This window comes from Paenibacillus shenyangensis (assembly GCF_000346635.1).
In the GTDB taxonomy this organism is placed as follows: domain Bacteria; phylum Bacillota; class Bacilli; order Paenibacillales; family Paenibacillaceae; genus Saccharibacillus; species Saccharibacillus dauci.
Window position 1 is genome coordinate 1 of sequence record NZ_AOIG01000034.1, and the last position, 23,573, is coordinate 23,573.

Sequence of the window (23,573 nt, forward strand, 5' to 3'; positions counted from 1 at the left end):
TCTCTCGCAGCAACTCTTATATCTTATCACCTTTTCAATTTCGTGTCAACAACTTTTTTTAATAAGTTTTTGACAGCTAATTCAATTAGAAATGTAATAAGTAGTCACCGGCATGACACCGTATCGCGACTAGATTTATAGAATACCATGAATGATGCTACCTTGCAAGCATTTTATAAAATCTTTTTATGCCTCTATAAATTAAAATGATCAATAGTTCTGCTAACTTGCTATCTATAACGTTTTGTATAGAGAATAGCCATGTTTTTGCTGATAGCATGTAGTCGGATATTAAAGAAAAATTATCGATCCAATTTATGATAATAGTTATGTTTTAAGGTCTAATACTTGTTTTGCCTCTGATGATGTAAGTAGATACTCTTTACTAGGTCTGCCACATTCTATTTTAAACACGGCCGTTATCTGGCCGACTACTATGAGGGTAATAGTATATGTGATTATGAAGCATACATTATATCTTGCAAGACTGATAGCATATTGAATTATTGTAAGAGACATTGGAATAGATTTACAGAAAATGAATTCGGATTTCTTTTCTATACAAATGAGTTGGAAGCTTATTACTGCATCACCCGTCCGCCGCTGAGTCTCAATTTAGCATATGAGCTATGAGTATGGACTATATATGGATTATATGTAGATTCGTATTTAGCTAAAAAGACATTAATTCAGTTTTTGCTAAGCAGTAATATGATAAAAGACCCACTCTTTAGAAAGAGCGGGTCTTTTATCAATGCAGATGTGTATACAGTTACAGTTACAGTTACAGTTACAGTTACAGTTACAGTTACAAGTAGATTATCTCCTATAGCTATATACAACAACCTTCTATAGAAGAGAATAATCCACCTATATTCTGTGCTTCAGTCAGACTTTTTTATATAAAAGGAGTATAACTTCATTTATATAAATGCTATTGCTGCATGACTATAGCTGATGCAGAGAAGTATATGGCTGACTTATTAACTGGCATACCAGGACATTATCTTATAGAAGTTAATGGTTTCTTATTCGTGTGCCTGATTACGCATATGCGGGAACAGCAGGACATCGCGGATAGATGCTGCATCTGTGAGCAACATAACCAGACGGTCGATACCAATACCCAGTCCACCTGTTGGTGGCATACCGTATTCCAGCGCACGGATAAAGTCTTCATCCATTTCGAAGGCTTCATCATTGCCTTTTTCTTTTTCAACAAGCTGTGCTTCGAAGCGCTGACGCTGGTCGATAGGATCATTCAGCTCAGTAAAGGCATTCGCATGTTCACGCGCTACGATAAACAGCTCGAAGCGATCGGTGAAGCGAGGATCGGCTTCGCTCTTTTTAGCCAGTGGAGAAATATCTACCGGGTGGCCTGTAATAAATGTAGGCTGAATCAGCGTCTCTTCTACAAACTCTTCGAAGAAAGCATTAACGATATGGCCGAAAGTCATATGCGGCTCTACTTTAACGTTGTGTTCTTTGGCAAGTGCCTGTGCTTCGGCATCGGTCATATGCACGCTGAAGTCTACACCTTTGACTTCTTTGACTGCATCGACCATGGATACGCGGCGCCAGTTAGGTGTCAGATCTACTTCTTGTCCCTGGTAATGAATACGTGTTGTACCCAGTACTTCCTGAGCGATATGGGCTACCATACTCTCGGTCAGGTTCATGATATCCTCGTAATCGGCATAAGCTTCATACAGCTCAATCATGGTGAATTCCGGATTATGACGAGTAGATGTACCTTCATTACGATAAGCACGGCCAATCTCGTATACTTTTTCCAAGCCACCGACGATCAGACGTTTGAGGTGCAGCTCCAGAGCGATACGCATATACAGTTCCATATCCAGCGCATTATGATGCGTGATAAATGGTTTGGCTGCAGCGCCACCGGCGATTGCATGCAGTGTCGGTGTTTCTACTTCCAGATAGCCAAGAGAATCCAGATAGCGACGCATGGATTGGATAATGCGGGAACGGGTGATAAATGTTTTCTGCACTTCTGGGTTCACGATCAGATCGACATAGCGCTGGCGATAACGCAGCTCTACATCTTTCATGCCATGATATTTATCCGGCAGTGGCAGCAAGGACTTAGTCAGCACTTCCAGATCTTTTACTTTGATGGATGTCTCACCTGTTTTGGTTTTGAAGACCGTACCGGTCACACCGACGATATCTCCAAGATCCAGAATGGTAAAAGCCTCATATTTGGCTTCAGGCACAGTGTCTTTGCGAACGTAAATCTGGATACGACCACTCAGATCCTGGATATGCGCAAAGCTTGCTTTACCCATGCCACGCTTGGTCATGATACGACCAGCCAGACTTACGGTTACTTCTTTTTCTTCGAGCTCTTCTTTGGTCATGGTCTCGTACGTGTGAAGCAAATCTGCTGCACTAGACGTACGTACGAACTTTTTACCGAATGGGTCAATACCCAGTCCACGCAGTTCGTCCAGTTTGTCACGGCGTACCTGCAGTAGTTCGTTCAGTTCACTTTCACTTATGTGTTCCTGTTCTTCTTGACCAGGATTCAATGTTTCATCAGACATCGCTGGGTCTCACTCCTTTGAAGGTAATAACTTGCCGGCTCTCTCATGACGACAAAAGAATGCAGATACGGATATAGGATGCATACGGCTGTTCCACGCGAATCATCCGAATGCCTGCACGATCTGGCAGAAGCCTTCTCCTGTACTGCAATATCTGCGTCATCTCGCCTGCAGCCAATCCAATACAGAATCTCTGTATAAGCCGCTATATTCAGTCAACAAGCCACATAATTATAGTGTACTTGATTTGAGGACAATCTGAAATCTTTAAAACCAATATTAGCGTTTATTTCGCAAAAACACTGCTTATTTCAAGAAAAAAGCTCCCCTAGGGAAGCTTTTTGGTCAAACTGTAAGTATACATAACCGCTGCAGTTCGCTATAAAGCGTATATGCACGTTATTCGGACACATCCATCTTATCTTTTGATTTCCAGGATTTTGTACTGGATTACACCAGCAGGTACGTTTACATCAACAACGGTACCTTTTTGTTTGCCCAGGATCGCTTTGCCTACCGGGCTCTCATTGGAAATCTTGTTCTGGGAAGGATCGGATTCGGCTGTACCAACGATCGTGTACTCCATCGTGTCACCAAACTCCAGATCTTCAACGATAACGGTTGCACCAATGCTAACCGAATCTGTATCAATCTCATTACTGTTGATAATGCGAGCATTACGCAGCATTTTCTCCAGTGTAATAACGCGTCCTTCGATGAAGGCTTGCTCATTTTTGGCATCTTCGTACTCAGAGTTTTCACTGATATCACCGTATCCAATGGCAACTTTGATACGTTCCGCTATCTCACGTCTTTTGACGGACTTGAGGTTTTCCAATTCATCTTCCAGCTTGCGTAGACCGTCCTGTGTTAAAATGAATTCCTTATCGCTCATCTCAACCAATTCTCCTGTCATGTGAATAATTTTCGAAAATTCGCTTTGGGGTCTCCCAGCATGATAATAGCCAGTGATTCAGAAACAGCGAAGACTCATGCAAGATTATCAAAACGATAGTGACGCAGGGAAATTCCCCAGAGGATATATGATATCTAATCATGGACTCAGGCAAATTTATACTGCAAAAGTATATGGGAATGAATGTGAAATGTCAACCAAAAGGCCGGATCGGCTGCGGAATGATAAAAACAACGAAAAAACCGAAGCTGCTCATGGGAGAGTGCCTCGGTTTTTACTATATTCAGATCAGCATGATTTCAAGTAGATGATTTATATAGATAGGATCTAGATAAGCAGAATCTACATATACAGTAGCTATTGAAGTACAGACTGTTAAACAGAAGTCTTCTGCTTGCTTGCTTGATTGCTTGTTAGAAAGGCGGACCAGAAGATCAGACTGTCGCCGGCGCAGCACATTGTACCTGTACAAACGGAGCTGCTTCATGATCAGCTGCCGAAGCGACATGATTGGGCTGGTTTTCCAGGAAGTCCTGCAGGATTCGCACCATTTCATCGCGTCTGGTTTCTTCCATAATAGAATCTTTGATTTTGGCCGATCCTTTGAGACCTTTGAGGTACCAGGACAGATGCTTGCGCATTTCCCGAACCGCGACGACTTCACCCTTGAGATCAATCAGACGATCCATATGCAAAATAGCGATGCGGATCTTCTCTTCAGCCGATGGATCAGGCAGCAGTTCGCCTGTCTTGAGATACTCTACCGTACGATAAAGCATCCATGGATTGCCTAGTGCACCACGCCCGATCATTACACCATCGCAGCCAGTCGTATCTAGCATGCGTCTGGCATCTTCCGGTGTAACAACATCACCGTTGCCGATCACAGGGATAGATACTGCTTCTTTGGCCTGCTTGATATAAGACCAGTCGGCTTGACCGGTATAGAGCTGTTCGCGGGTACGTCCATGTACACTGATCGCTTTGCCTCCGGCTGCCTCGACTGCCTTGGCATTATCAATCACATAGATATGATCATGATCCCAGCCAATACGCATTTTGACAGTTACCGGTTTGCTGACATTGGCGACAACGGCAGCAACCATTTCATTAATCTTGTTAGGGTCAAGCAGCCAGCGGGCACCTGCATCGATTTTATTGATTTTGGGAGCAGGGCAACCCATATTGATATCAATAATATCTGCATTGGTATCCTGGTCTACTACTTTGGCTGCTTCTACCAGAGAAGAACGATCACCGCCGAAAATCTGCAAACTGATCGGCTTCTCACGCTCATCGACAAACAGCATTTTATGAGTACGCTTGTTACCAGCCAGGATGGCTTTGTCGCTGACCATCTCTGCGCAGACCAGACCGGTACCAAATTCTTTGGCAATCAGACGGAATGCCGGATTACATACGCCGGCCATCGGGGCGAGTACCACCCGATTTTTCATTTCAATATCACCGATTTTGAACATCTGATGATTGACTCCTTTGTTACTGCTGCTCTTATCATTCGGATAAGCAAACACAGTTTATACATTTGTTGTACCATGCTGCGAAGAATATTTTCTCGCCATGGCTGATAGAGAGACAGACTATACACAATTGCGGCTAATCGCCATTAATTATTTCAATTTTGAACTAAAGGACAATGGAAAGGCACTGACATAATGAACATCCTGCTGCTGGTCAGCAACCTGAACAAGTGATTTGTCGACAAGGGAAAATAAGGCAGGCGTCTCTGTCGTCACAATCTCCTGCAGCGGCGCCAGTACAAATGCCCGCTCATGCATACGCGGATGCGGCAGCTCCAGTGTCTCGGAGTTCAGATGAAGATCATCCATCCACAATAGATCAAGATCTACTGTGCGCGGTCCCCAGCGTATATCCCGAACGCGTCCGAGACGATTCTCGATATGAAGCAGGGTGGATAGCAATTCATGCGGGCTCTGCGTTGTATGCAGTCTGACTGCCATATTCAGAAAAGAAGGCTGATCCACATAACCAACCGGTGCCGTCTTATAAAAGCCGGAACAACGAATTACCGAAATATCGGAATATGCCTCCAGCATCTGTATGGCTTCGGTCAAAGTCTGCTCCCGATTGCCCAGATTGGCGCCCAAAGCAATATAAGCCTCTGAAAATTCAGAGGGAACGGATGAATTCATAACCTGCACTCACTTTCGTGTACGCCGCAATTCAACAGTAACGCCCTGAAAATGAATATCAAAAGGCGGATGCGGCTTGGTGACTCTAACGGTCAATACATGTACCCCAGTATAAGCTTCCAGCAGAGTCGACGCAATACATTCAGCAAGGGCTTCTATTAATTTAAATGATTTTTTTTCGACGACGTCTTTGACCTTTTCGTGAATCTCGGCGTAGTTGATCGTAGTCTCCAGGTTATCGGTTTGACCAGCCTCGGACAGATCCATCTCCAGTTCCAAATCCACATAAAAGCGCTGACCCAACTTGCGCTCCTCTTCAAATACACCGTGATAACCGTAATACTCCATGCGGTTAATGATCATCTTATCCACTGCCTGTTCCTCCTCGTTTCTGATATCAGTTGCTGTATTTACCTGGCGATTCGGCTGCCTGCAGCATCGCATCGCACATAGTCGCTATTCGTTTATTGGGTTTCACATCATGTACACGGATAATCTGACAGCCCTGGGCAATCCCAAATGCTGTAGTAGCAGCCGTACCTTCCACTACATCATCTGCAGGCAGATCAAGTACCGTACGTATAAACCGCTTGCGTGAGGTGCCCAGCAGCATGGGATAACCCAGTTCCGTAAGCTCATCGAGTCTGCTCATCAGCTCCAAATTGTGATCGGCATGTTTGGCGAAGCCGATGCCGGGGTCCAAAATAAGGTGGTCCGGCTGAATGCCGGCTTGCAGAGCAAGGGTAATTCGCTGCTGCAGATCCTTTTTCACATCTGTTACCAGATCGGTGTAGTTCATATCATACCGGTTATGCATCAGAATATAAGGGCAACCTGCTTCTGCTGCTACAGCAAACATCCTCTCATCTGCCATGCCTCCCCAGACATCATTGATTATATGGGCACCGGCTGCAAGAGCTTGTCTGGCTACTTCTGCCTTGTACGTATCAATAGAGAGTGGAATGTGGGACAGATGCTGACGGAGCGCTTCAATAACCGGAATGACTCTGCTGAGTTCCTCCTGCTCGGATACCGGATCATGACCGGGACGTGTAGATTCCCCGCCGATGTCGATAATATCCGCTCCTTCTTCGATCATAAGGCGCGCTTGCTGCAGTGCGTGTTCGACCGACGTATAACTTCCGCCATCCGAAAAGGAATCGGGGGTAATATTTAAAATGCCCATAATTAGTGTTGATTGGCCCAGCTCCAGTGTTGCCGGACCCCATGTGTATTGTCGTGTATAGTGTACAGGCTGTCTCATAAATGATAAGCCTCCTTTTCATAAGCTGCATATAAACGGGCGGTTATAATACCGACCTCTTGTTGCTGTACAGCGTAACTATGGTCTTCCGCCAAAAGACGGGTTACCGGCACAATCTCCTGGATCGAATTTGTAAGAAAGATTTCATCAGCGGCAAGCAGATTCTCCCAGCTGTACAATCCTTCTTCAACAGGTACGCCGATACGACCAGCCAGCTCCATAACATGTGCGCGGGTAATACCCGGCAAAATACCTGTATCCAGCGAAGGGGTATGAAGACGGTTATCTTTCACAAAAAATAGATTGCTGACGATTCCCTCCGCAATCTCTCCCCGCGAAGTAAGCATAAGCCCCTCTACAGCTGTAGCAGGCTGATCTTCATACTGGAGCAGCTCCTGTTTACCAAGAATGCTGTTCATGTAATGAAGCGACTTTAGACGAATATCACCCTCCGGAGTATTGCGCAGCGTATGCAGTTTGCGTAAGGATTTGCTCCGTCTCGATAAATGCTGCTGCAGACTCTCAAGCTCCGATGAAGAAAGTATATTCGAATGTTCTTGCTGAAGCTGGACTCTGCGACTGGTATCCGGTAGCTCCTTGGCATAAATGACCACGGTTGGCTGTTCATAAGCACCGGAAGGCAGTCCCAAAATATCTGTTCCGGCAGACAGCGTATAGCGGATATAAGCTTCCTTAAGATCATTCGCATGCATTAATGAATAAATGTGCGCTCGGACCTGCTCTTCATCCGCCTGCCAGCGGATATGAAGGGATTCACAGCCGGCCTGTAATCGCTCCAGATGACGATTCAGCAAAAAAGGCTGCCCGTTATACGTACGAAATGTCTCGAACAATCCCATTCCATACAAGAAGCCGTGATCCATGACGGAGACCACGGCCTGATCTATAGGTGTAATCACACCATTTATACTAACGTACTTCATCATACGGTAGCTTTGTCTACTTTGCGGCTCAGGAAGTTACGCAGAATCGTATGTCCATGATCCGTTACGATAGATTCCGGATGAAACTGTACACCCTCGATCGCATATTCTTTGTGACGAAGTCCCATGATTTCGCCTTCTTCGGTTTCTGCTGTGATTTCCAGACAATCCGGCAGACTGCTGCGTTCTACAATCAGAGAATGATAACGGGTTGCTGTAAATGGAGACGGCAGACTCTCAAATACCGAACTGCTCTGATGCAAAATCGGAGAAGTCTTACCATGCATCAGACGCTCCGCACGGATAACATTACCGCCAAATGCCTGACCGATCGCCTGATGGCCCAGACATACACCAAAAATCGGAATCTCGCCTTTGAACTGCTGAATCACATCAATCGTAATGCCAGCTTCTGTCGGTGTACAAGGCCCTGGCGACAACAGAATATGATCCGGTGCGAGTTCACGAATACCATTCATATCAATCTCGTCATTACGGCGTACAACAACCTCTTCTCCAAGCTCTCCCAGGTACTGCACAAGGTTATACGTAAACGAGTCGTAGTTATCAATTACAAGAATCATGGTTAATCCTCCCTTTTCTGCAGGGCCGCATCGTACTGTTCACTAAGCAGCACGGCTCTGGCTAACGCTCTGGATTTGTTAAAGCACTCTCTGTATTCACGGTAAGGATTGGAATCGATCACGACGCCGGCTCCAGCCTGCATATAGGCGATGTCTTCCTTGACGGTTAATGTTCGAATAATAATATTTAATTCCATATTGCCGTTATAGTCAATCCAGCCCATCGAACCGGTATAGGCTCCCCGGCGGGTCTGCTCCAGCTCTTCTATAATCTCCATGGTGCGAATCTTGGGTGCACCAGTGATCGTTCCGCCCGGAAAAACAGCTGCGATCACATCATACACATCCCGGTCTGCTGCAAGTTCCGCTTCGACACCGGAGACCAGATGCATCACATGGGAGTATCGTTCGATGGTCATCAGCTCCGGTACACGGACTGTTCCATAACGGGCAATACGCCCCAGGTCATTGCGCTGTAGATCCACCAGCATGATATGTTCGGCTCGCTCTTTGTCATTACCCGTAAGTTCGGCTTCCATGGCCTGATCTTCCTGCTCGTTCATTCCGCGGCGGCGTGTACCTGCAATCGGCCGAGCGGAGACTGAATCGCCTATCACGGAGACGAGCAGCTCCGGCGAAGCAGATACCAGCTGGAAACCAGGCAGACGCAGCAGCCCCATATAAGGCGAAGGATTCGTTACCCGCAGCCATTCATAAATAGATTCCGGTGCTGTTGAAATCTTACGCTCACTGCGTAGAGACAGATTCACCTGAAATACATCACCCTGACGAATATATTCCTGTACGGCAAGCACGGCCTTCTCAAACGATTCCTGCTGGAATCCGGTCTGGAACTGGCCATGGTCTGCTCTCGAATCGGTAGAAGACAAGGGATGATGAAGCAGAAATTGCTGGCGATGGTGCAGGGAGTACGAGTCTACGTCCGCTGCCTGATGCCACCTGTTCCACTGTTCCAGCATTCCAGCTGTCTGATGATCTGCTTGGTAATAGGCTTGCTTAATACTGTCCGGCATAGAGGCAGTATTATTCAAATCGGTCTCTTGCAATAATGCTGACCATTCTTCCGAAGCGGACCTATGCACACAGCAGTAGAGCTTGCGATCATGATGATCAATCACCCAGACCTGGTCAAATTTCATCCATACATAATCCGGTAGATCCAAATCATCCTGCAGCTGATGAGGCAGCTTCTCCAGAGAACGAGCCACATCATAACCGAGGAATCCGACACAGCCCCCTGTAAAAGGCGGGAACTCTGCCGCACGTGGTGCCCGGTGAGCTGACATCCACTCACGCAGTATGTCCAGCGGTTTGCCCGTTTTTTTGGCAATAGTCACCAACTGTGGTGACTGCCCGAAAACATTACCTGGCGCATATTCCTGAATGACTGAGCGATTGCCTTGACCGCTCAATAGGGCCACCGGATGCAGTCCCAGATAGGTATACCGTCCGTTTTTACCATTTTCCAACAAAAAAGAATGGGGGTATTGCTCTTTCCATACCGATTCCCAGCTGTCCGGCAGCAAATGGCCTTCCAGTGGTATTTCTATCATATAAGGCAGCTGGTTGAATCCCTGCTTCAGCCAATGCTGCCAATCTTGTAAGGATATACATACTCTGGTCAATCTGCTTCCTCCAACCTGATCAACTGTAGTTTGTCGTTAGTATACTAAAGCGGTTGGCAATTGAGAAGGTCTGCTGTGAAATACGCCCTATATGTTTAAACTATATCCCTTTGAAGATACTCCGGGTTATAGCAGCTAAGCAAAACGCCTCCGACTCTCTATCCGCATATCTGTGGACAGAAAGAATCAGAGGCGCAAAGTCAGCCGCAGATTCGTAACGGCTGACTAACATAAATTATGCTTCGAAATTGTACAGTGGTGTGCTCAGGTAACGTTCACCATTACTTGGAATGATAACCACAATGCGCTTGCCTTTGCCCAGCTGCTTGGCAACCTTGAGCGCAGCATGTACAGCAGCACCGGAAGAAATGCCGGACAGCACGCCTTCTTCTTTGGCTACACGACGGGCTACTTCAAAAGCTTCATCATTCTCTACATGAATAATCTCATCGTAGATATCCTGATTCAGAATCTCCGGTACAAAGTTGGCACCGATCCCCTGAATTTTGTGAGGACCTGGTTGACCGCCTGCCAGAATTGGAGAAGCAGCAGGCTCTACCGCGTAGATCTTGATATCCGGGAAACGGCTTTTCAGAACTTCGCCTGCTCCTGTAATGGTACCACCTGTACCGATACCCGCAATAAAGGCATCCAGGGTTCCACCGATCGATTCAATCGCCTCGACGATCTCCGGGCCTGTGGTCTCACGGTGCATTTTGACATTGGCTTTATTCTTGAACTGCTCGGCAATAAAGTAATCCGGATTCTCATTGAGGATACTTTCGGCTTTTTTGACTGCTCCGTTCATGCCTTCCGATCCTGGAGTCAGCACCAGCTCGGCACCGTAAGCACGCAGCAGATTGCGTCGCTCTATACTCATCGTCTCCGGCATTACGATCACGCATTTGTAACCTTTGGCTGCTGCGACCATAGCCAGACCGATACCAGTGTTACCGCTTGTTGCCTCAACAATCGTACCGCCAGGCTTGAGTAAGCCCTGCTTTTCCGCTTCTTCCACGATACTCAGTGCGATACGGTCCTTGACGCTGGAACCCGGATTCTGGTATTCCAGTTTCAGGTAGATCTCTGCGCTATCTTCCGGTACTAGACGATTCAGACGAACGAGCGGAGTACCTCCGATCAATTCGGTCACGTTATTTACGACTTTTGCCATGCTGTTGCCCTCCTTCAGATAATGGAACGTAGCTGTGTTCAGTTCACTACCTATCTATGTCTTCAAACTACGTTATTCCGAGTAAAATAGTTGGTATTAGTATGCTTTAATATTATCAATCCCGCCGTACAATGTCAATGTTACCGGCTCAGAATCCTAGGGTGCAGCGGATAAAATATGGGCATCATACTTGCTGCGCAGCTGCTGCTCAATCTCTGTCAGCGGCTCTGCCTGATTTAGCGCCACTTTGCGTCTCGCAGTCTCGCGACTAATTTGCAGTTTGGAAGAGGAAGGGGTACGAATATCCTTAACCTGTACTACAGCATAATGACCGGTACTCAGGGCCAGCGGACCCATAATGTCTCCCGCCTGCATCTGTGGAAGAACCTTGATCACTTCAGGCGGCTGAAAGGGATCATCCCCATCGATCCAGCCCAGCGCTCCTCCTTTGCCGGAGGAAAAAGAATCCACAGACATCGCCTGTGCTACTGCTGCAAAATCCTCACCGCTCTCTATACGCTGCACCGCTTCTTCGGCAGCCTGCTCGGTATCTGCCTCAATCCATGCCAGATCATACTGGTGCTGCTTCGTCTCCTGTGCGTGCTGCTGCAAATAGTTATCTACCTGGGCATCACTGACCTCAATACGCTCAGTCGCTATCTTTTCCAGTTGGATCTGATACTTGGATTCCTGCTGCAGATCTTCGGGAGTCAGACCGAATTGCGTCTGCATTTCCTTGTAAAAAGCCTGCGGCGATGCGTACCCGCTCATCCGCTCTGCCAGATCATCCTGAATCTCCGTATCACTGACTGTAATATGGCGAGCATCTGCTTCCAACTGCACGACCCGCCGATTCATCATCTGTGTCAGTGTTTCCTGACCATACCGCTTTTTCAATTCACTTATCCATGCTTGCTCACTAATAGATTCATTACCCACCACTGCTACATCCGATTGATCCCCAGAATGCTGAACTGCCCGGATCACCCAAAAGGCTCCGAGCAGCATAATGATGACTATGAATAAGACCATGACGGCTGTCCATACCGGTGATTTAACCTTCGTCATATGTCTTAGTATCCCTTAATTTCTGGCTTCAGCCAGAATGCGTTCCAGGTCCTGACGATCGAACTGGTATTTCTCATTACAGAAATGGCATACCACTTCTGCTTGTCCGTCTTCTTCGATCAGTTGTACCAGCTCGTGCTCACCCAGACTCACCAGCGTCTGTTCAACACGTTCACGGGAACAGGAACAGTTAAATACGATATCCATACCGTCCATAACTTCCACATCTGGCAGAACACGTCCCAGCAACTCTTCCAGTTCCAGTCCTTCGTTGAGCAGCGAAGTTACCGGCGGCAGGCTACCCAGCCCTTTTTCGAGCTGATCAATCTCGGCATCGTTCAGACCCGGCAGCAGCTGGATAATGAATCCGCCTGCCACGATGACCGAATTATCCGTATCCACCAGTACACCTACGCCTACTGCAGACGGAGTCTGTTCGGAAGTTGCAAAATAGTACGTGAAATCTTCGCCCAGCTCTCCCGATACGATCGGTACACTCCCGCGGTAAGGATCTTTGAGTCCCAGATCTTTGATAACATAAATAAAACCTTCGGTTCCGACGGCTCCAGCCACGTCCAGTTTGCCCATCGCATTGCTCGGAAAATGAACATGCGGATTGTCCACGTAACCGCGCACTTCACCTTTGGCATTGGCATCGGCAACAATCTGTCCGATTGGTCCGTTACCTTTGACCTGAAGAGTCAGTTTTTCTTCGCCTTTGAGCATAGCCCCCATCATGGCTGCTGCAGTCAGCGTACGTCCCATTGCTGCAGTCGCTGTTGGCCATGTATCATGCCGACGACGCAGCTCCTCCACCAGATGGGTAGAGCGGATAGCAAATGCACGTACTTTGCCACCCATTGCTATTCCACGGATCAGACGATCCGGTTGTGTATTGCTGTTATGTTGTTCCATATATAAATGAACTCCTCTCGTTCTGCCTGCTTGATCGTGATGTCATACAAAGCACATATAGTCTATTATAGGGTACATTGCAGCTTAATTCGATAGCTGCTGTGCAAAAATGCGTATATTACCTATCATAAGCATCTGATTACCAAATGTATCCAAGCTATATCTATTTTAATTAGACGCGATCATCACGTCAAAAGTTTTGCAAAGGAGAGAAATGGCGGTTATTCACCACTGCGTGGTACAGGACGGTTCGTACTGATGTTCCGTTCATAAATCAGACGAAGTCCCTCCAGCGTCAGCATGGGATTCACCTCGGTTACCGTCTCGGTCTCGCTGGAGATCAGCTCTGCCAATCCACCGGTTGCAATGACTCGGGCAGATACGCCCATTTCGGCGCGAATTCTTTTGACAATGCCATCGACCTGACCCGCATAGCCGAAAATAATACCAGACTGCATCGCATGCACTGTATTGCGACCAATCACTTTACGAGGCTTCTCCAGTTCGATATTGGGCAGCTTGGAAGCACGCTGATACAGTGCTTCTGTGGAAATACCGATGCCCGGTACAATCGCACCGCCCAGATAATTGCCCTGGTCATCAATACAGTCAAATGTGGTTGCGGTTCCAAAATCTACGACAATGACCGGACTGCCATACAGGGAAATAGCAGCTACAGCATTCACAATCCGGTCGGCTCCCACTTCGCGCGGATTCTCGTAGCGCAGATTCAGTCCGGTACGTATGCCAGGACCGATAATCATGGGCGTATGATGCAGATATTTCTCGCACATTTCTTCCAAAGTATGCATAATCGGCGGCACTACGGAAGAAATGATAATGCCTTTGATATCGGCAATAATAATGCCCGACATCTGAAATAATTGATGAACCGTCACTCCATACTCATCCGGTGTTGCCTGCCGATTGGTACTGATACGAAAATGATGCAGCAGCTTCTCGCCTCGATATACGCCAAACGCAATATTCGTATTTCCAATATCAATCACCAATACCAATACGTGTCACTCCCTCTTCTTGTTTCCCAGATCCAGACTGATATCCAGATTATCAAAAGAATAGGTCAGTCGTCCAACCGAGATAATATCGATCCCCGTCTCGGCTAATCCGCGAATCGTCGTGAGCGATACATTTCCCGAAGCCTCAATACGGACATGAGGGCTCTGCCTGCGAATCAAAGCGACCGCTTCGCGCATCAGCTCATGATTCATATTATCCAGCATAATGATATCTGCACCACTTTGCAGGGCTTCCTTTACCTGCTCCAGGGTCTCGGTCTCTACTTCGATTGTCATCGTATGCGGAATCTGTGCTCGGGCCGACTGAACAGCAGGCAGAATTCCACCAGCCGCTTTGATATGATTATCCTTGATCATGACTGCATCATACAGACCGAATCGGTGATTGCTGCCACCACCGACGCGGACAGCATACTTTTCCAGCATCCGGTGGCCTGGTGTAGTCTTGCGCGTATCGACAAGCCGCACCGGCAGCTCATCAATGATATCTACATATTGGCGCGTGCGTGTAGCAATGCCGGACATGCGCTGCAGCAGATTCAGAGCAAGTCGTTCTCCGGTGAGCAGAGAATGGGTGCTGCCCTCCACTCTGGCGATAATATCCCCTTGGGCAAGAGGCTGTCCTTCTGTCGCAACAGCGGTAAATAGAAGTTCAGGGTCAACCGTATGAAATACATGCTCGGCCACAGGCAATCCGGCCAGAATACCATCCTGTTTGGCATGGATAACAGCCACACTATGATGACCTGGCGGAACTGTAGCAGCGGTCGTGATATCGCCTGATCCTACATCCTCCTGCAGCCACAGTTTGATCCAATTCGTAAGATTCTCCTGATATCCGTTAAACATCATCTCTATTCTCCTCCATGAGTCCGTGTGTAATATGCTGTAGTGTATGCTTTTGCCAATCCAGATCATTTCGTTCAGGGAAATCTTCACGGTAATGGCCACCACGGCTTTCCTGGCGATACCAGGCTGCCTGCAAGATCAAAGCTGCACACAGATGCATATTGCGAAGCTCCAGTTGCTCAAAGGTACAATCTTCATAAGGCAAATCTGGCAGTCGTGCGAGAAGCATCATACCTTCCTGCAACCCATCGCTACTACGGCTGATCCCTGCATATCCAGTCATGATCTGCTGGAGCTGCTTCCGTATTTCATGTTCATCTACAGCAAGCATTAGATTGGATGCTTCGCTTGTGAATTTATTTACATTTCTCCGGTCGCCAAAAGAAGATGAAGACGCCAGTGGCTCAGAGTGCCGGCTGATCCGAGAAAGCTGCGTAGCCAGATGTATACTCGGTTCGACTATTTTATTTCCGCAAGCTGCGGCAGCTGCGCCATAATCAAATTCGATTCTTGCTACCGATTGAGTGTGCCGATCATGGTAGAACCGCTGTTTATCTGCTTCTACAGCTGACCATGAAGGATCGATAATGCGCTCGACAATCCTTTTACCAAATACAATCGCTTCGGACAAGGAGTTACTCGCCAGACGATTCGCTCCATGTACTCCGGTGGATGATACTTCACCGCAAGCAAACAGCCTGTGAATGCTGCTTTCTCCATATTGATCTGTACGGATGCCGCCCATCATGTAGTGAGCTGCCGGCGCAACCGGTATCCAGTCCAATGCCAGATCCAGTCCATAATTCATACAGGTCTCATAAATGGTCGGAAAGCGCTGCTGAAGCTTCTCTGCCGTCTCATGAGTAATATCCAGATACACATTCGGGCTGCCATCCTGCTGCATCTCGTTCACGATAGCACGGGCCACAATATCACGCGGAGCCAGATCACGTAAAGGATGATATCGCTCCATAAAAGCTTCTCCCTGCCGATTCCGCAGAATAGCGCCTTCTCCCCTCACAGCTTCCGAGATCAGAAACCGCGGAGCACCCGGATAACAAAGAGCGGTCGGATGAAATTGCACAAATTCCATATCCCGAAGTACTGCGCCAGCCCGGTAGGCTATCGCCAGGCCGTCTCCTGTCGCTACATCCGGATTAGTCGTCTGCTCATACAGCTGGCCGGTTCCACCTGTACAAAGCACAGTTGCTTCTGCCTCCACATATACTCTGCTTCCATCCGGCCGCTGTACGATCGCACCACTGCATTCTTTTTTATCATGCACCAGATCTACCGTAAAATGATGCTCCCAGATCGTAATCCGTTTATTTTCCGCTACCTGACGAGCCAATGCTCTGACAATCTCGTAGCCTGTTGAGTCTCCATTGGCATGCAAAATACGGCGATGACTATGTGCGCCCTCACGGGTCAGTTCCAGTTGTCCATTCGCTGTATCAAAAGCAGTCCCCAGCCGTATCAGCTCCTGAACACCTGACGGGCCTTCATGTACCAGTATATCTACAGCCGGGGATGAACAAAGTCCGGCTCCGGCGAGCAGAGTATCCTCACGATGATAAACGGGCGAATCGTCATTACTGATTACCGCTGCAATACCGCCCTGGGCATAACGAGTGTTGCTTTCCAGTAATGCTTTCTTTGTGATTAATAGCACGTTCTTATGTTCACTTGCGAGGATAGCCGTATACAGACCCGCTATCCCGGAACCGATAATCAGCACATCTGTTGTCTTCTGCTCCAGGTGTTGATGCGCCTTTTTATCCGGTTGCTTATATTCCGCATTCATCCCATACGCCTGCCTTTCTATTGACCGATTCTAGGAAGAAGAAACTTCCAACATTCGTTCCAGCGAGATCCGTGCACGGTCAGCAACAGCTGGCGGTACATAAATTTGCGGTTTCATCGTCTCCAGGCAGTTAACGAGCTTTTTGAGATTGTTTACTTTCATATTGGGACATACCAGATATTTGCTGGCAAAATGAAATGCCTTGTCTGGACTATCCTTGCGCAGCTGATAACCAGTGCCATCTTCCGTGCCTACAATAAATTCCTGACAATCCGATTCCCGGCAATATTTAATAATCGCAGTCGTACTACCTACAAAGTCACCCAGTGCTACGACTTCAGGACGGCACTCCGGATGAACGACAAACTGTGCGTTGGGGTGCTTGGCTCTCATCTCGACCACGTCTTTGACGGTGAGCATATCATGGGTATTGCAGTATCCTTCCCAGATGATCATCTTCTTGTCCGTATGCTGTTGTACATAATGACCGAGGTTTTTATCCGGCACCCAGATAATCTCGTCAGAATCGACCGACTGGATCACTTTTACCGCATTGGCGGATGTACAGCAGATATCGGTTTCTGCTTTGACATCGGCAGAGGAGTTGATATAGGTAACCACTTTGGCATTCGGATGCTTTTCCTTGAGACGACGCAGTCCATCCACATTGACCATATCGGCCATTGGGCAGCCTGCCCGTTCATCCGGTATAATGACCGTTTTGTTGGGTGCTAGTATTTTGGCGCTTTCTCCCATAAAATGAACTCCGCAAAATACAATCGTATCTGCGTCTGTCTGTGCTGCCTTTTGAGCCAGCAAAAAAGAATCTCCCCGAAAATCAGCCACTTCCTGAATCTCATCCCGCTGGTAATAGTGCGCCAGAATAATAGCATTTCGTTCCTTTTTCAACTGAAGCAGACGCTTCCTTAATTCTGCATCACGTTCTGCCTTTTTCTCCAATGCCAGAGCTTCCATGAATTCATCTCCCTGTAATAGTTTGAGACAGTTTTCACAATCTTGAACGTTTATAGGTTCATCATTAAATGGATGATCTTATTGACTTTGTGAAAAAAATCTCGTAGTCGACTGCGAAATGTGTCAAAATTGTGATCAACATCTCCAATAATGTACACAATCCTCTATAGGATTGTCAATCCATTATTGGGCACGAAGTTAACATTCTTTTTATGGAATTATAGAGAGGTCATTGTATTAGGAGGTATTAGGAGAATCATTAACGTTCATGTCATTTTTATCGTTTTATAACCCATACAAAAAAAGCCTGAAGATCTTAGAGATCTTCAGGCTTTTGATAAGATTGCATTTTATGAACTTAGATGGTCGGCGTACCGCCACCAGAGCCACGATTATCATCAGAACCGTCAGTTGGATTGTTCGGAATGGTTCCGCCCGCTCCTGGAGCTGATGATGGATTATTGTCTTTTTCAAGACGTACCTGGGAGTCGCCAATGCTGTCAAAAGTAGGTTCTCCACCTTCGGAAGGACCACTGTCGTTACCGCCAGTTGTGCCTTCACCCAAACCTTCCAATGATCCATTTTCGATCAGGTACTTGATTTGTTCAAAGTCCAGTGTCTCTACTTCAAGCAATGTTTGTGCCACCAGATGCATTTCGCGAGAGTGTTTTTGCAGCAGCTCACGACAACGCTCGTAAGACTCGGTGATGAAGCGATTCATTTCCTGATCGATTTCGTAAGCAATCGCATCACTGTAGTTCTGCTCATGTCCAAAATCGCGTCCCAGGAATACTTGACCCTGCGAATTACCAAACTGCATAGGGCCGAGCTTCTCACTCATACCGTATTCAACGATCATGCTGCGCACGATGCTGGTCGCCTGTTGGAAGTCACTGTATGCGCCGGTACCAATCTCACCGATATACAATTCTTCCGCTACACGTCCGCCCAGGAGACCGGTTACTTTATCCAGCAGTTCCTGCTTGGTTACAAGTGTACGATCTTCTTTTGGCATCATGATTACATAACCGCCAGCGCGTCCGCGCGGCACGATCGTTACTTTGTGTACCATATCGGCATGTTCCAGGAAATAACCAACGATGGTATGTCCTGCTTCGTGGTAGGCGACGATACGTTTCTCGCGGTCACTGATTACGCGGCTGCGTTTCTCTGTACCTACGATAACGCGGTCAATCGCTTCGTCTACCTCGCGCATGGAAATATCACGACGGTTGCGGCGTGCTGCCAGAAGCGCTGCTTCGTTCAGCAGGTTCTCCAGATCCGCTCCGGTAAAGCCGGTTGTACGCTTCGCAATAATATCCAGTTTGACATCTTTGGTCAGCGGTTTGTTGCGTGCATGGACTTTCAGTACCGCTTCGCGGCCTTTAACATCCGGACGATCAACCGTAATCTGACGGTCAAAACGACCTGGACGCAGAAGCGCAGGGTCCAGAATATCCGGACGGTTGGTTGCCGCTACGATAATGATACCTTCGTTGGCTCCAAAACCATCCATTTCAACGAGCAACTGGTTGAGCGTTTGTTCACGTTCATCGTGACCACCGCCCAGGCCAGCACCACGCTGACGTCCTACTGCGTCAATCTCATCGATAAAGATGATACATGGCGCATTTTTCTTCGCATTCTCGAAAAGGTCACGTACACGGGATGCACCGACACCGACGAACATTTCGACGAAGTCAGAACCCGAGATGCTGAAGAATGGTACTCCTGCTTCACCGGCTACTGCACGGGCAAGGAGTGTTTTACCTGTACCCGGAGGACCCACGAGCAGTACCCCTTTAGGGATACGGGCACCAACGGTATTGAACTTACGCGGATCTTTGAGGAAATCAACCACTTCGACGAGTTCCTGTTTCTCTTCGTCTGCGCCGGCTACATCCTCAAAAGTAATCTTTTTCTTCTCTTCGTTATACAGACGCGCACGGCTTTTGCCAAAGTTCATCACTTTGCCGCCGCCACCCTGAGCCTGATTGAAGAGGAAGAAGAAGAGAATAAACATAATCACGAGCGGGATCATGGATGTTATAAAAGACAACCAGATACTGTCGCCTTCCTTAGGCTTAACGGTTACCTGCGTCCCCTTGGTTTCACTGGCAGTGTTAATTAAATCCAACGCTGCGTCGGTGGCAGGGATGTAGGATGAAAACTGCTTGGTCTTTGCACCTTCAGGTTGCTCTTTGTACATACCGGTAACCAGATAAGCATAGTTATCATATTGAATCGTTACCGATGCTACATTACCGCTGTTGAGTGCGGCTTTGAGCTGGTCATATCTTGGATTATCGGCAGCTTCACTTCCGTCACTTACGTAACGGACAATGCCCACCACGACTAAAAATAGTATTAAATAGAACCCAGAATTCCGGATGAACCGATTCATCCCCTACCTCCTCTCAAGACACTTAAATTATTTTACCATAGCCCGTCTGACCTTCTCAATAGATGTCAGAGTGCAATAACAGATATTGTTATTAATGAGCAAAATGCCCATTCATAACCATTTCCATTATTGCCCGCAGAGCCGGTAATTAGTTCGAATAAATTTCCGGTTTTAAAATCCCGATGTAGGGGAGATTCCGGTAATGCTCGGCATAGTCCAGACCGTAACCAACAATAAAGGCATCCGGGATAATGAATCCTGTATAATCTGCCTCCAGCTCGACTGTTCTGCCTGTCGGCTTATCGAAAAGGGTGACTACACGCACACTCTTGGCACTGCGACCACGCAGAATCTCCATGAGGTAGCTGAGCGTAAGACCACTATCAATAATATCTTCAACAATCAGTACATCACGGCCTTCTACAGATACGTCCAGATCTTTGATAATCTTAACGACACCGGATGATTTGGTGGAAGCACCATAACTGGACACTGCCATAAAATCGATTTCCAGTGGTACTTCGATCCGTTTTACCAGATCGGCCATAAATACAAATGCGCCTTTCAAGACACAGATTACAAGCGGATTGCGATCCTTGTAATCTTCACCGAGCTTCGCGCCCAGTTCCAGAATTTTCTGCTGAATTTCTTCCTCGCTGATGAGCACTTCTTTGATATCGTTGTGCAACTTGGATGAACCTCCTACATTATACTTATCAAGCTAAATCGATGGAAATCAAACATTATTTTGCAGACTTTATCCGTCTCATATACAGACAATGAATCGAGCCCGGATGCAAAAGTGCTTCCTGTGAGCGCCGGACTCCCGGAATCCACAGTACGCGGCCATGATCGTCCGTCAATAATGGCAGGCAATCACGCTGAGATAATGGTATTTTGGCATCGATAAAAAGATTCTTAACTTTCTTCGTTCCACTGCCCAGCAGCTTGATCATATCGCCGGGACGGCGGGAACGCAAATAAAGCGGAAAATCCGTTAAATCCGCATCAAATAACGCTTCATCCGAAGAAAGCTGTAAAGCTTCGGAATGACACTCTTTCCATTCCAGCAAGCGAATCTCTACCTGATCCGAAGACCCTGGTATGGATATGGTGGCATTTTCACGCTGCAGAGGAATACAAAATGGCTCTATTCCATCCCGGTAATCCTGCATAAACCGGATATCTTCATACTCGCGTACGCAGATTACCCGATCTCCAACATCCAGATTCCAGCTTGTGAGATGACTGTTTACAATCTGCTGGCGGATTAATTCGATTTTGGTAAAATCAAATTGTTCAGCAGTTGATGACAGATAATTTAATATTAGTTTAATCAACCTCCGTTGTAAAGCGACATGAGCGCCCACAAAGGAAGTCACGGGAAATGAAAATGATCCTTCTTTTTCTTTAACCAATTCCGCATATAACGCCTCGGTTTGCTGCTGAATATATTCACTTTCCGGTCCGGCAATCTCGGCAAGCCTGGACAGTGTCGGAACAAGCTGCCTGTTATACTGTTGCAAAAAGGGCAAAACATCCAGCCGGATGCGATTACGCGTATATTTGCGAAGCTCGTTACTGCTGTCATTCATGTACTGAAAATGGTATTCCTCGCAACTACGGATGAGGTCTGCCTTGTATATACGCAGAAAAGGCCGCACAAGTTCCACATTTTTTTCGATTCTATGCATTTTAATGCCGCCCATTCCGTCAGGTCCGGTACCACGGATAATCCGCATCATTACCGTCTCTGCCTGATCATCCATATGATGGGCAAGCGCAATAGAATCTGCGCTGTGTTTGGCAGCGACTCTGTGCAAAAACCGGTACCTGAGCTCGCGCGCAGCTTCCTGTGCCCCTTTGCCGGTCTGCTGCATATAAGCAGGCGCATCCACCTGCTCCGCTTCGAACGGGATGCCGAGTGCCATCGCCTGGGCTTCGACAAACTCGGCTTCGGCTGCGGATTCCTCTGGCCGAAATCCATGATTCATATGGGCACAGATGACGCTCCATCCGTATTCCGGGGACAGCTGGTGCAGTACATGCAGCAAAGCGATAGAATCCGGCCCACCGGATACTGCCGCGACGATACAGCTACCAGGTCTCCACCATGTCTCCTGCTGTACCAGCATGCGGACATGATCGAGTATCCTGTTCCATGTCTGCGGCTCCATATGCTTCTCTCCTAACTTTAACCTTTGATATAAATGGTAATATACAGTACGACTGCCAGCGCAATCAGTGACCAGATAAACGCCCGCTTGAGCTTCTGGGTCATCATGTCGCTGCTGTTGCGACTGGATGGAAGCCCGGAACGGCTGATTGCTTTCCAGCTGTTATAAGCTTCCCGGGTATTTCTGAATTCTCCGCGTACCGCTTTTTTGAGCCAGCCGCTATAGAGGGTTAATCCCGGGGTCTCATCGATAAGGACAACCAGATCCGCTTCACTGCGCATCTGGGGCAATCGCGTGGATATCATTTTATGAAGAGCCGGCTCATTAAACAGCTTGAGGCAGATTACTGCAAAAGCAAACAGGTCATAGGCAAAGTCGCCTGTACGCGTCCCTGCTTTCCAGTAGTGACGATCATACCACTCGGTAAACTGGTGTATGCTTTTGCCCTGCTGACGTGCTCCACCGTAATCAATCAGCTCGACTTCGCCTTCTTCCGTGATGATCACATGCTCTGCCTTGAGGTCACCAAATACCCAGCCGGACTCATGCAGCTCCAGCAGGATTTCCAGTATCCCGAGACCGGCCATACCGATTTTATCGATCCCACGTGAACGCAGATAGGCACTTAGTGGTTGGCCCTTTACATATTTCATAACATAAAAAGGGATCTGTCTCCCTTCGTCCTCGTAATCATCAGCATCATACAGGTAACGATTGGAATCATTTCTTCCCGTCAGTTTCCAGTGCTTATGTAAAGAGACAAGGAGTTTGATCTCCGGCTGCAGATCGTGGTTCTCCGTTGCCAGCTTGAGAGCATACGGTTGACCCTGCGGACCATTTACCAGGTATACAATTCCATTGGTTCCCTTACCCAGCGTCCGCTGAATGACGTACTGCTGTCCTCTCGTTCTTCCTGTAACCGTAGTTCCTGCTGGCAATTCAGAATGATAAGACATCGACAAGCGAGTCTCTCCTTCCCCTTCCAAGTTGGGTCTGGTCTCAGTGTAACACAATTAAATAACCATTTTATACAAATTCAGAATCCAGATGGATGCCCGGGTCAAACAGCTGC

General features: G+C 47.4%; 20 protein-coding genes. All 20 read right to left on the bottom strand.

Features of this window, described 5'->3' with window-relative positions:
• Nucleotides 1-1,028 precede the first annotated feature (1,028 nt).
• The 20 genes from lysS to H065_RS0123330 all read right to left on the bottom strand — a co-directional run bounded on the left by lysS (nucleotide 1,029) and on the right by H065_RS0123330 (nucleotide 23,457).
• Nucleotides 1,029-2,567 carry a lysine--tRNA ligase gene (gene lysS, locus H065_RS0123230; RefSeq protein ID WP_017815503.1) on the bottom strand — a complete coding sequence of 513 codons (1,539 nt, stop codon included), beginning with the start codon at nucleotides 2,565-2,567 and terminating at the stop codon, nucleotides 1,029-1,031.
• A 418-nt stretch (nucleotides 2,568-2,985) separates the two neighbouring features.
• Entirely contained in the window at nucleotides 2,986-3,462 is a 477-nt protein-coding gene (gene greA / locus H065_RS0123235) for a transcription elongation factor GreA (protein WP_017815504.1), read from the bottom strand.
• 455 nt (nucleotides 3,463-3,917) lie between these two features.
• Nucleotides 3,918-4,964 (bottom strand): tRNA dihydrouridine synthase DusB, encoded by a 1,047-nt coding sequence (gene dusB / locus H065_RS0123245; RefSeq protein WP_017815506.1) that lies wholly within the window; start codon nucleotides 4,962-4,964, stop codon nucleotides 3,918-3,920.
• Between the two features lie 150 nt (nucleotides 4,965-5,114).
• A complete protein-coding gene (folK, locus tag H065_RS0123250; protein WP_017815507.1) occupies nucleotides 5,115-5,657 on the bottom strand; it encodes a 2-amino-4-hydroxy-6-hydroxymethyldihydropteridine diphosphokinase in 543 nt (180 codons plus the stop codon).
• Between the two features lie 9 nt (nucleotides 5,658-5,666).
• Nucleotides 5,667-6,029, bottom strand: coding sequence for a dihydroneopterin aldolase (gene folB, locus H065_RS0123255; RefSeq protein ID WP_017815508.1), 363 nt, complete (start codon nucleotides 6,027-6,029; stop codon nucleotides 5,667-5,669).
• A gap of 25 nt (nucleotides 6,030-6,054) precedes the next feature.
• Nucleotides 6,055-6,921, bottom strand: coding sequence for a dihydropteroate synthase (gene folP / locus H065_RS0123260; RefSeq protein WP_017815509.1), 867 nt, complete (start codon nucleotides 6,919-6,921; stop codon nucleotides 6,055-6,057).
• Nucleotides 6,918-7,865, bottom strand: a complete 948-nt coding sequence (locus H065_RS0123265; RefSeq protein ID WP_026136408.1) for an aminotransferase class IV — start codon at nucleotides 7,863-7,865, stop codon at nucleotides 6,918-6,920. The genes folP and H065_RS0123265 overlap by 4 nt, the downstream gene beginning before the upstream one ends.
• Nucleotides 7,865-8,449, bottom strand: a complete 585-nt coding sequence (pabA, locus tag H065_RS0123270) for an aminodeoxychorismate/anthranilate synthase component II (protein WP_017815511.1) — start codon at nucleotides 8,447-8,449, stop codon at nucleotides 7,865-7,867. Before pabA ends, H065_RS0123265 begins: the two co-directional genes overlap by 1 nt.
• A 2-nt stretch (nucleotides 8,450-8,451) precedes the next feature.
• On the bottom strand, nucleotides 8,452-10,095 hold the full coding sequence (locus H065_RS0123275; RefSeq protein WP_017815512.1) for an anthranilate synthase component I family protein: 1,644 nt from the start codon (nucleotides 10,093-10,095) through the stop codon (nucleotides 8,452-8,454).
• Nucleotides 10,096-10,330: 235 nt separating this feature from the next.
• Nucleotides 10,331-11,269 carry a cysteine synthase A gene (cysK, locus tag H065_RS0123280; RefSeq protein ID WP_017815513.1) on the bottom strand — a complete coding sequence of 313 codons (939 nt, stop codon included), beginning with the start codon at nucleotides 11,267-11,269 and terminating at the stop codon, nucleotides 10,331-10,333.
• A gap of 156 nt (nucleotides 11,270-11,425) precedes the next feature.
• The gene (locus tag H065_RS0123285; protein ID WP_017815514.1) at nucleotides 11,426-12,337 is read right to left on the bottom strand and encodes a peptidylprolyl isomerase; all 912 of its coding nucleotides are present in this window, start codon (nucleotides 12,335-12,337) and stop codon (nucleotides 11,426-11,428) included.
• A gap of 15 nt (nucleotides 12,338-12,352) precedes the next feature.
• Nucleotides 12,353-13,252, bottom strand: a complete 900-nt coding sequence (gene hslO, locus H065_RS0123290) for an Hsp33 family molecular chaperone HslO (RefSeq protein WP_017815515.1) — start codon at nucleotides 13,250-13,252, stop codon at nucleotides 12,353-12,355.
• Between the two features lie 221 nt (nucleotides 13,253-13,473).
• The gene (locus H065_RS0123295) at nucleotides 13,474-14,271 is read right to left on the bottom strand and encodes a type III pantothenate kinase (RefSeq protein ID WP_017815516.1); all 798 of its coding nucleotides are present in this window, start codon (nucleotides 14,269-14,271) and stop codon (nucleotides 13,474-13,476) included.
• Between the two features lie 6 nt (nucleotides 14,272-14,277).
• A complete protein-coding gene (gene nadC, locus H065_RS0123300; RefSeq protein ID WP_017815517.1) occupies nucleotides 14,278-15,144 on the bottom strand; it encodes a carboxylating nicotinate-nucleotide diphosphorylase in 867 nt (288 codons plus the stop codon).
• A complete protein-coding gene (gene nadB, locus H065_RS26650) occupies nucleotides 15,134-16,945 on the bottom strand; it encodes an L-aspartate oxidase (RefSeq protein WP_017815518.1) in 1,812 nt (603 codons plus the stop codon). Before nadB ends, nadC begins: the two co-directional genes overlap by 11 nt.
• A gap of 30 nt (nucleotides 16,946-16,975) precedes the next feature.
• A complete protein-coding gene (gene nadA, locus H065_RS0123310; protein ID WP_017815519.1) occupies nucleotides 16,976-17,920 on the bottom strand; it encodes a quinolinate synthase NadA in 945 nt (314 codons plus the stop codon).
• Between the two features lie 358 nt (nucleotides 17,921-18,278).
• Nucleotides 18,279-20,324, bottom strand: a complete 2,046-nt coding sequence (gene ftsH / locus H065_RS0123315) for an ATP-dependent zinc metalloprotease FtsH (protein WP_017815520.1) — start codon at nucleotides 20,322-20,324, stop codon at nucleotides 18,279-18,281.
• 148 nt (nucleotides 20,325-20,472) lie between these two features.
• A complete protein-coding gene (hpt, locus tag H065_RS0123320) occupies nucleotides 20,473-21,012 on the bottom strand; it encodes a hypoxanthine phosphoribosyltransferase (protein ID WP_017815521.1) in 540 nt (179 codons plus the stop codon).
• A 55-nt stretch (nucleotides 21,013-21,067) separates the two neighbouring features.
• Nucleotides 21,068-22,501: a tRNA lysidine(34) synthetase TilS gene (gene tilS / locus H065_RS0123325; protein WP_017815522.1), complete on the bottom strand. Its 1,434-nt coding sequence runs from the start codon at nucleotides 22,499-22,501 to the stop codon at nucleotides 21,068-21,070.
• A gap of 17 nt (nucleotides 22,502-22,518) precedes the next feature.
• Complete coding sequence (locus H065_RS0123330) at nucleotides 22,519-23,457, bottom strand: protein kinase domain-containing protein (protein ID WP_036630695.1); 939 nt, start codon at nucleotides 23,455-23,457, stop codon at nucleotides 22,519-22,521.
• Nucleotides 23,458-23,573 lie beyond the last annotated feature (116 nt).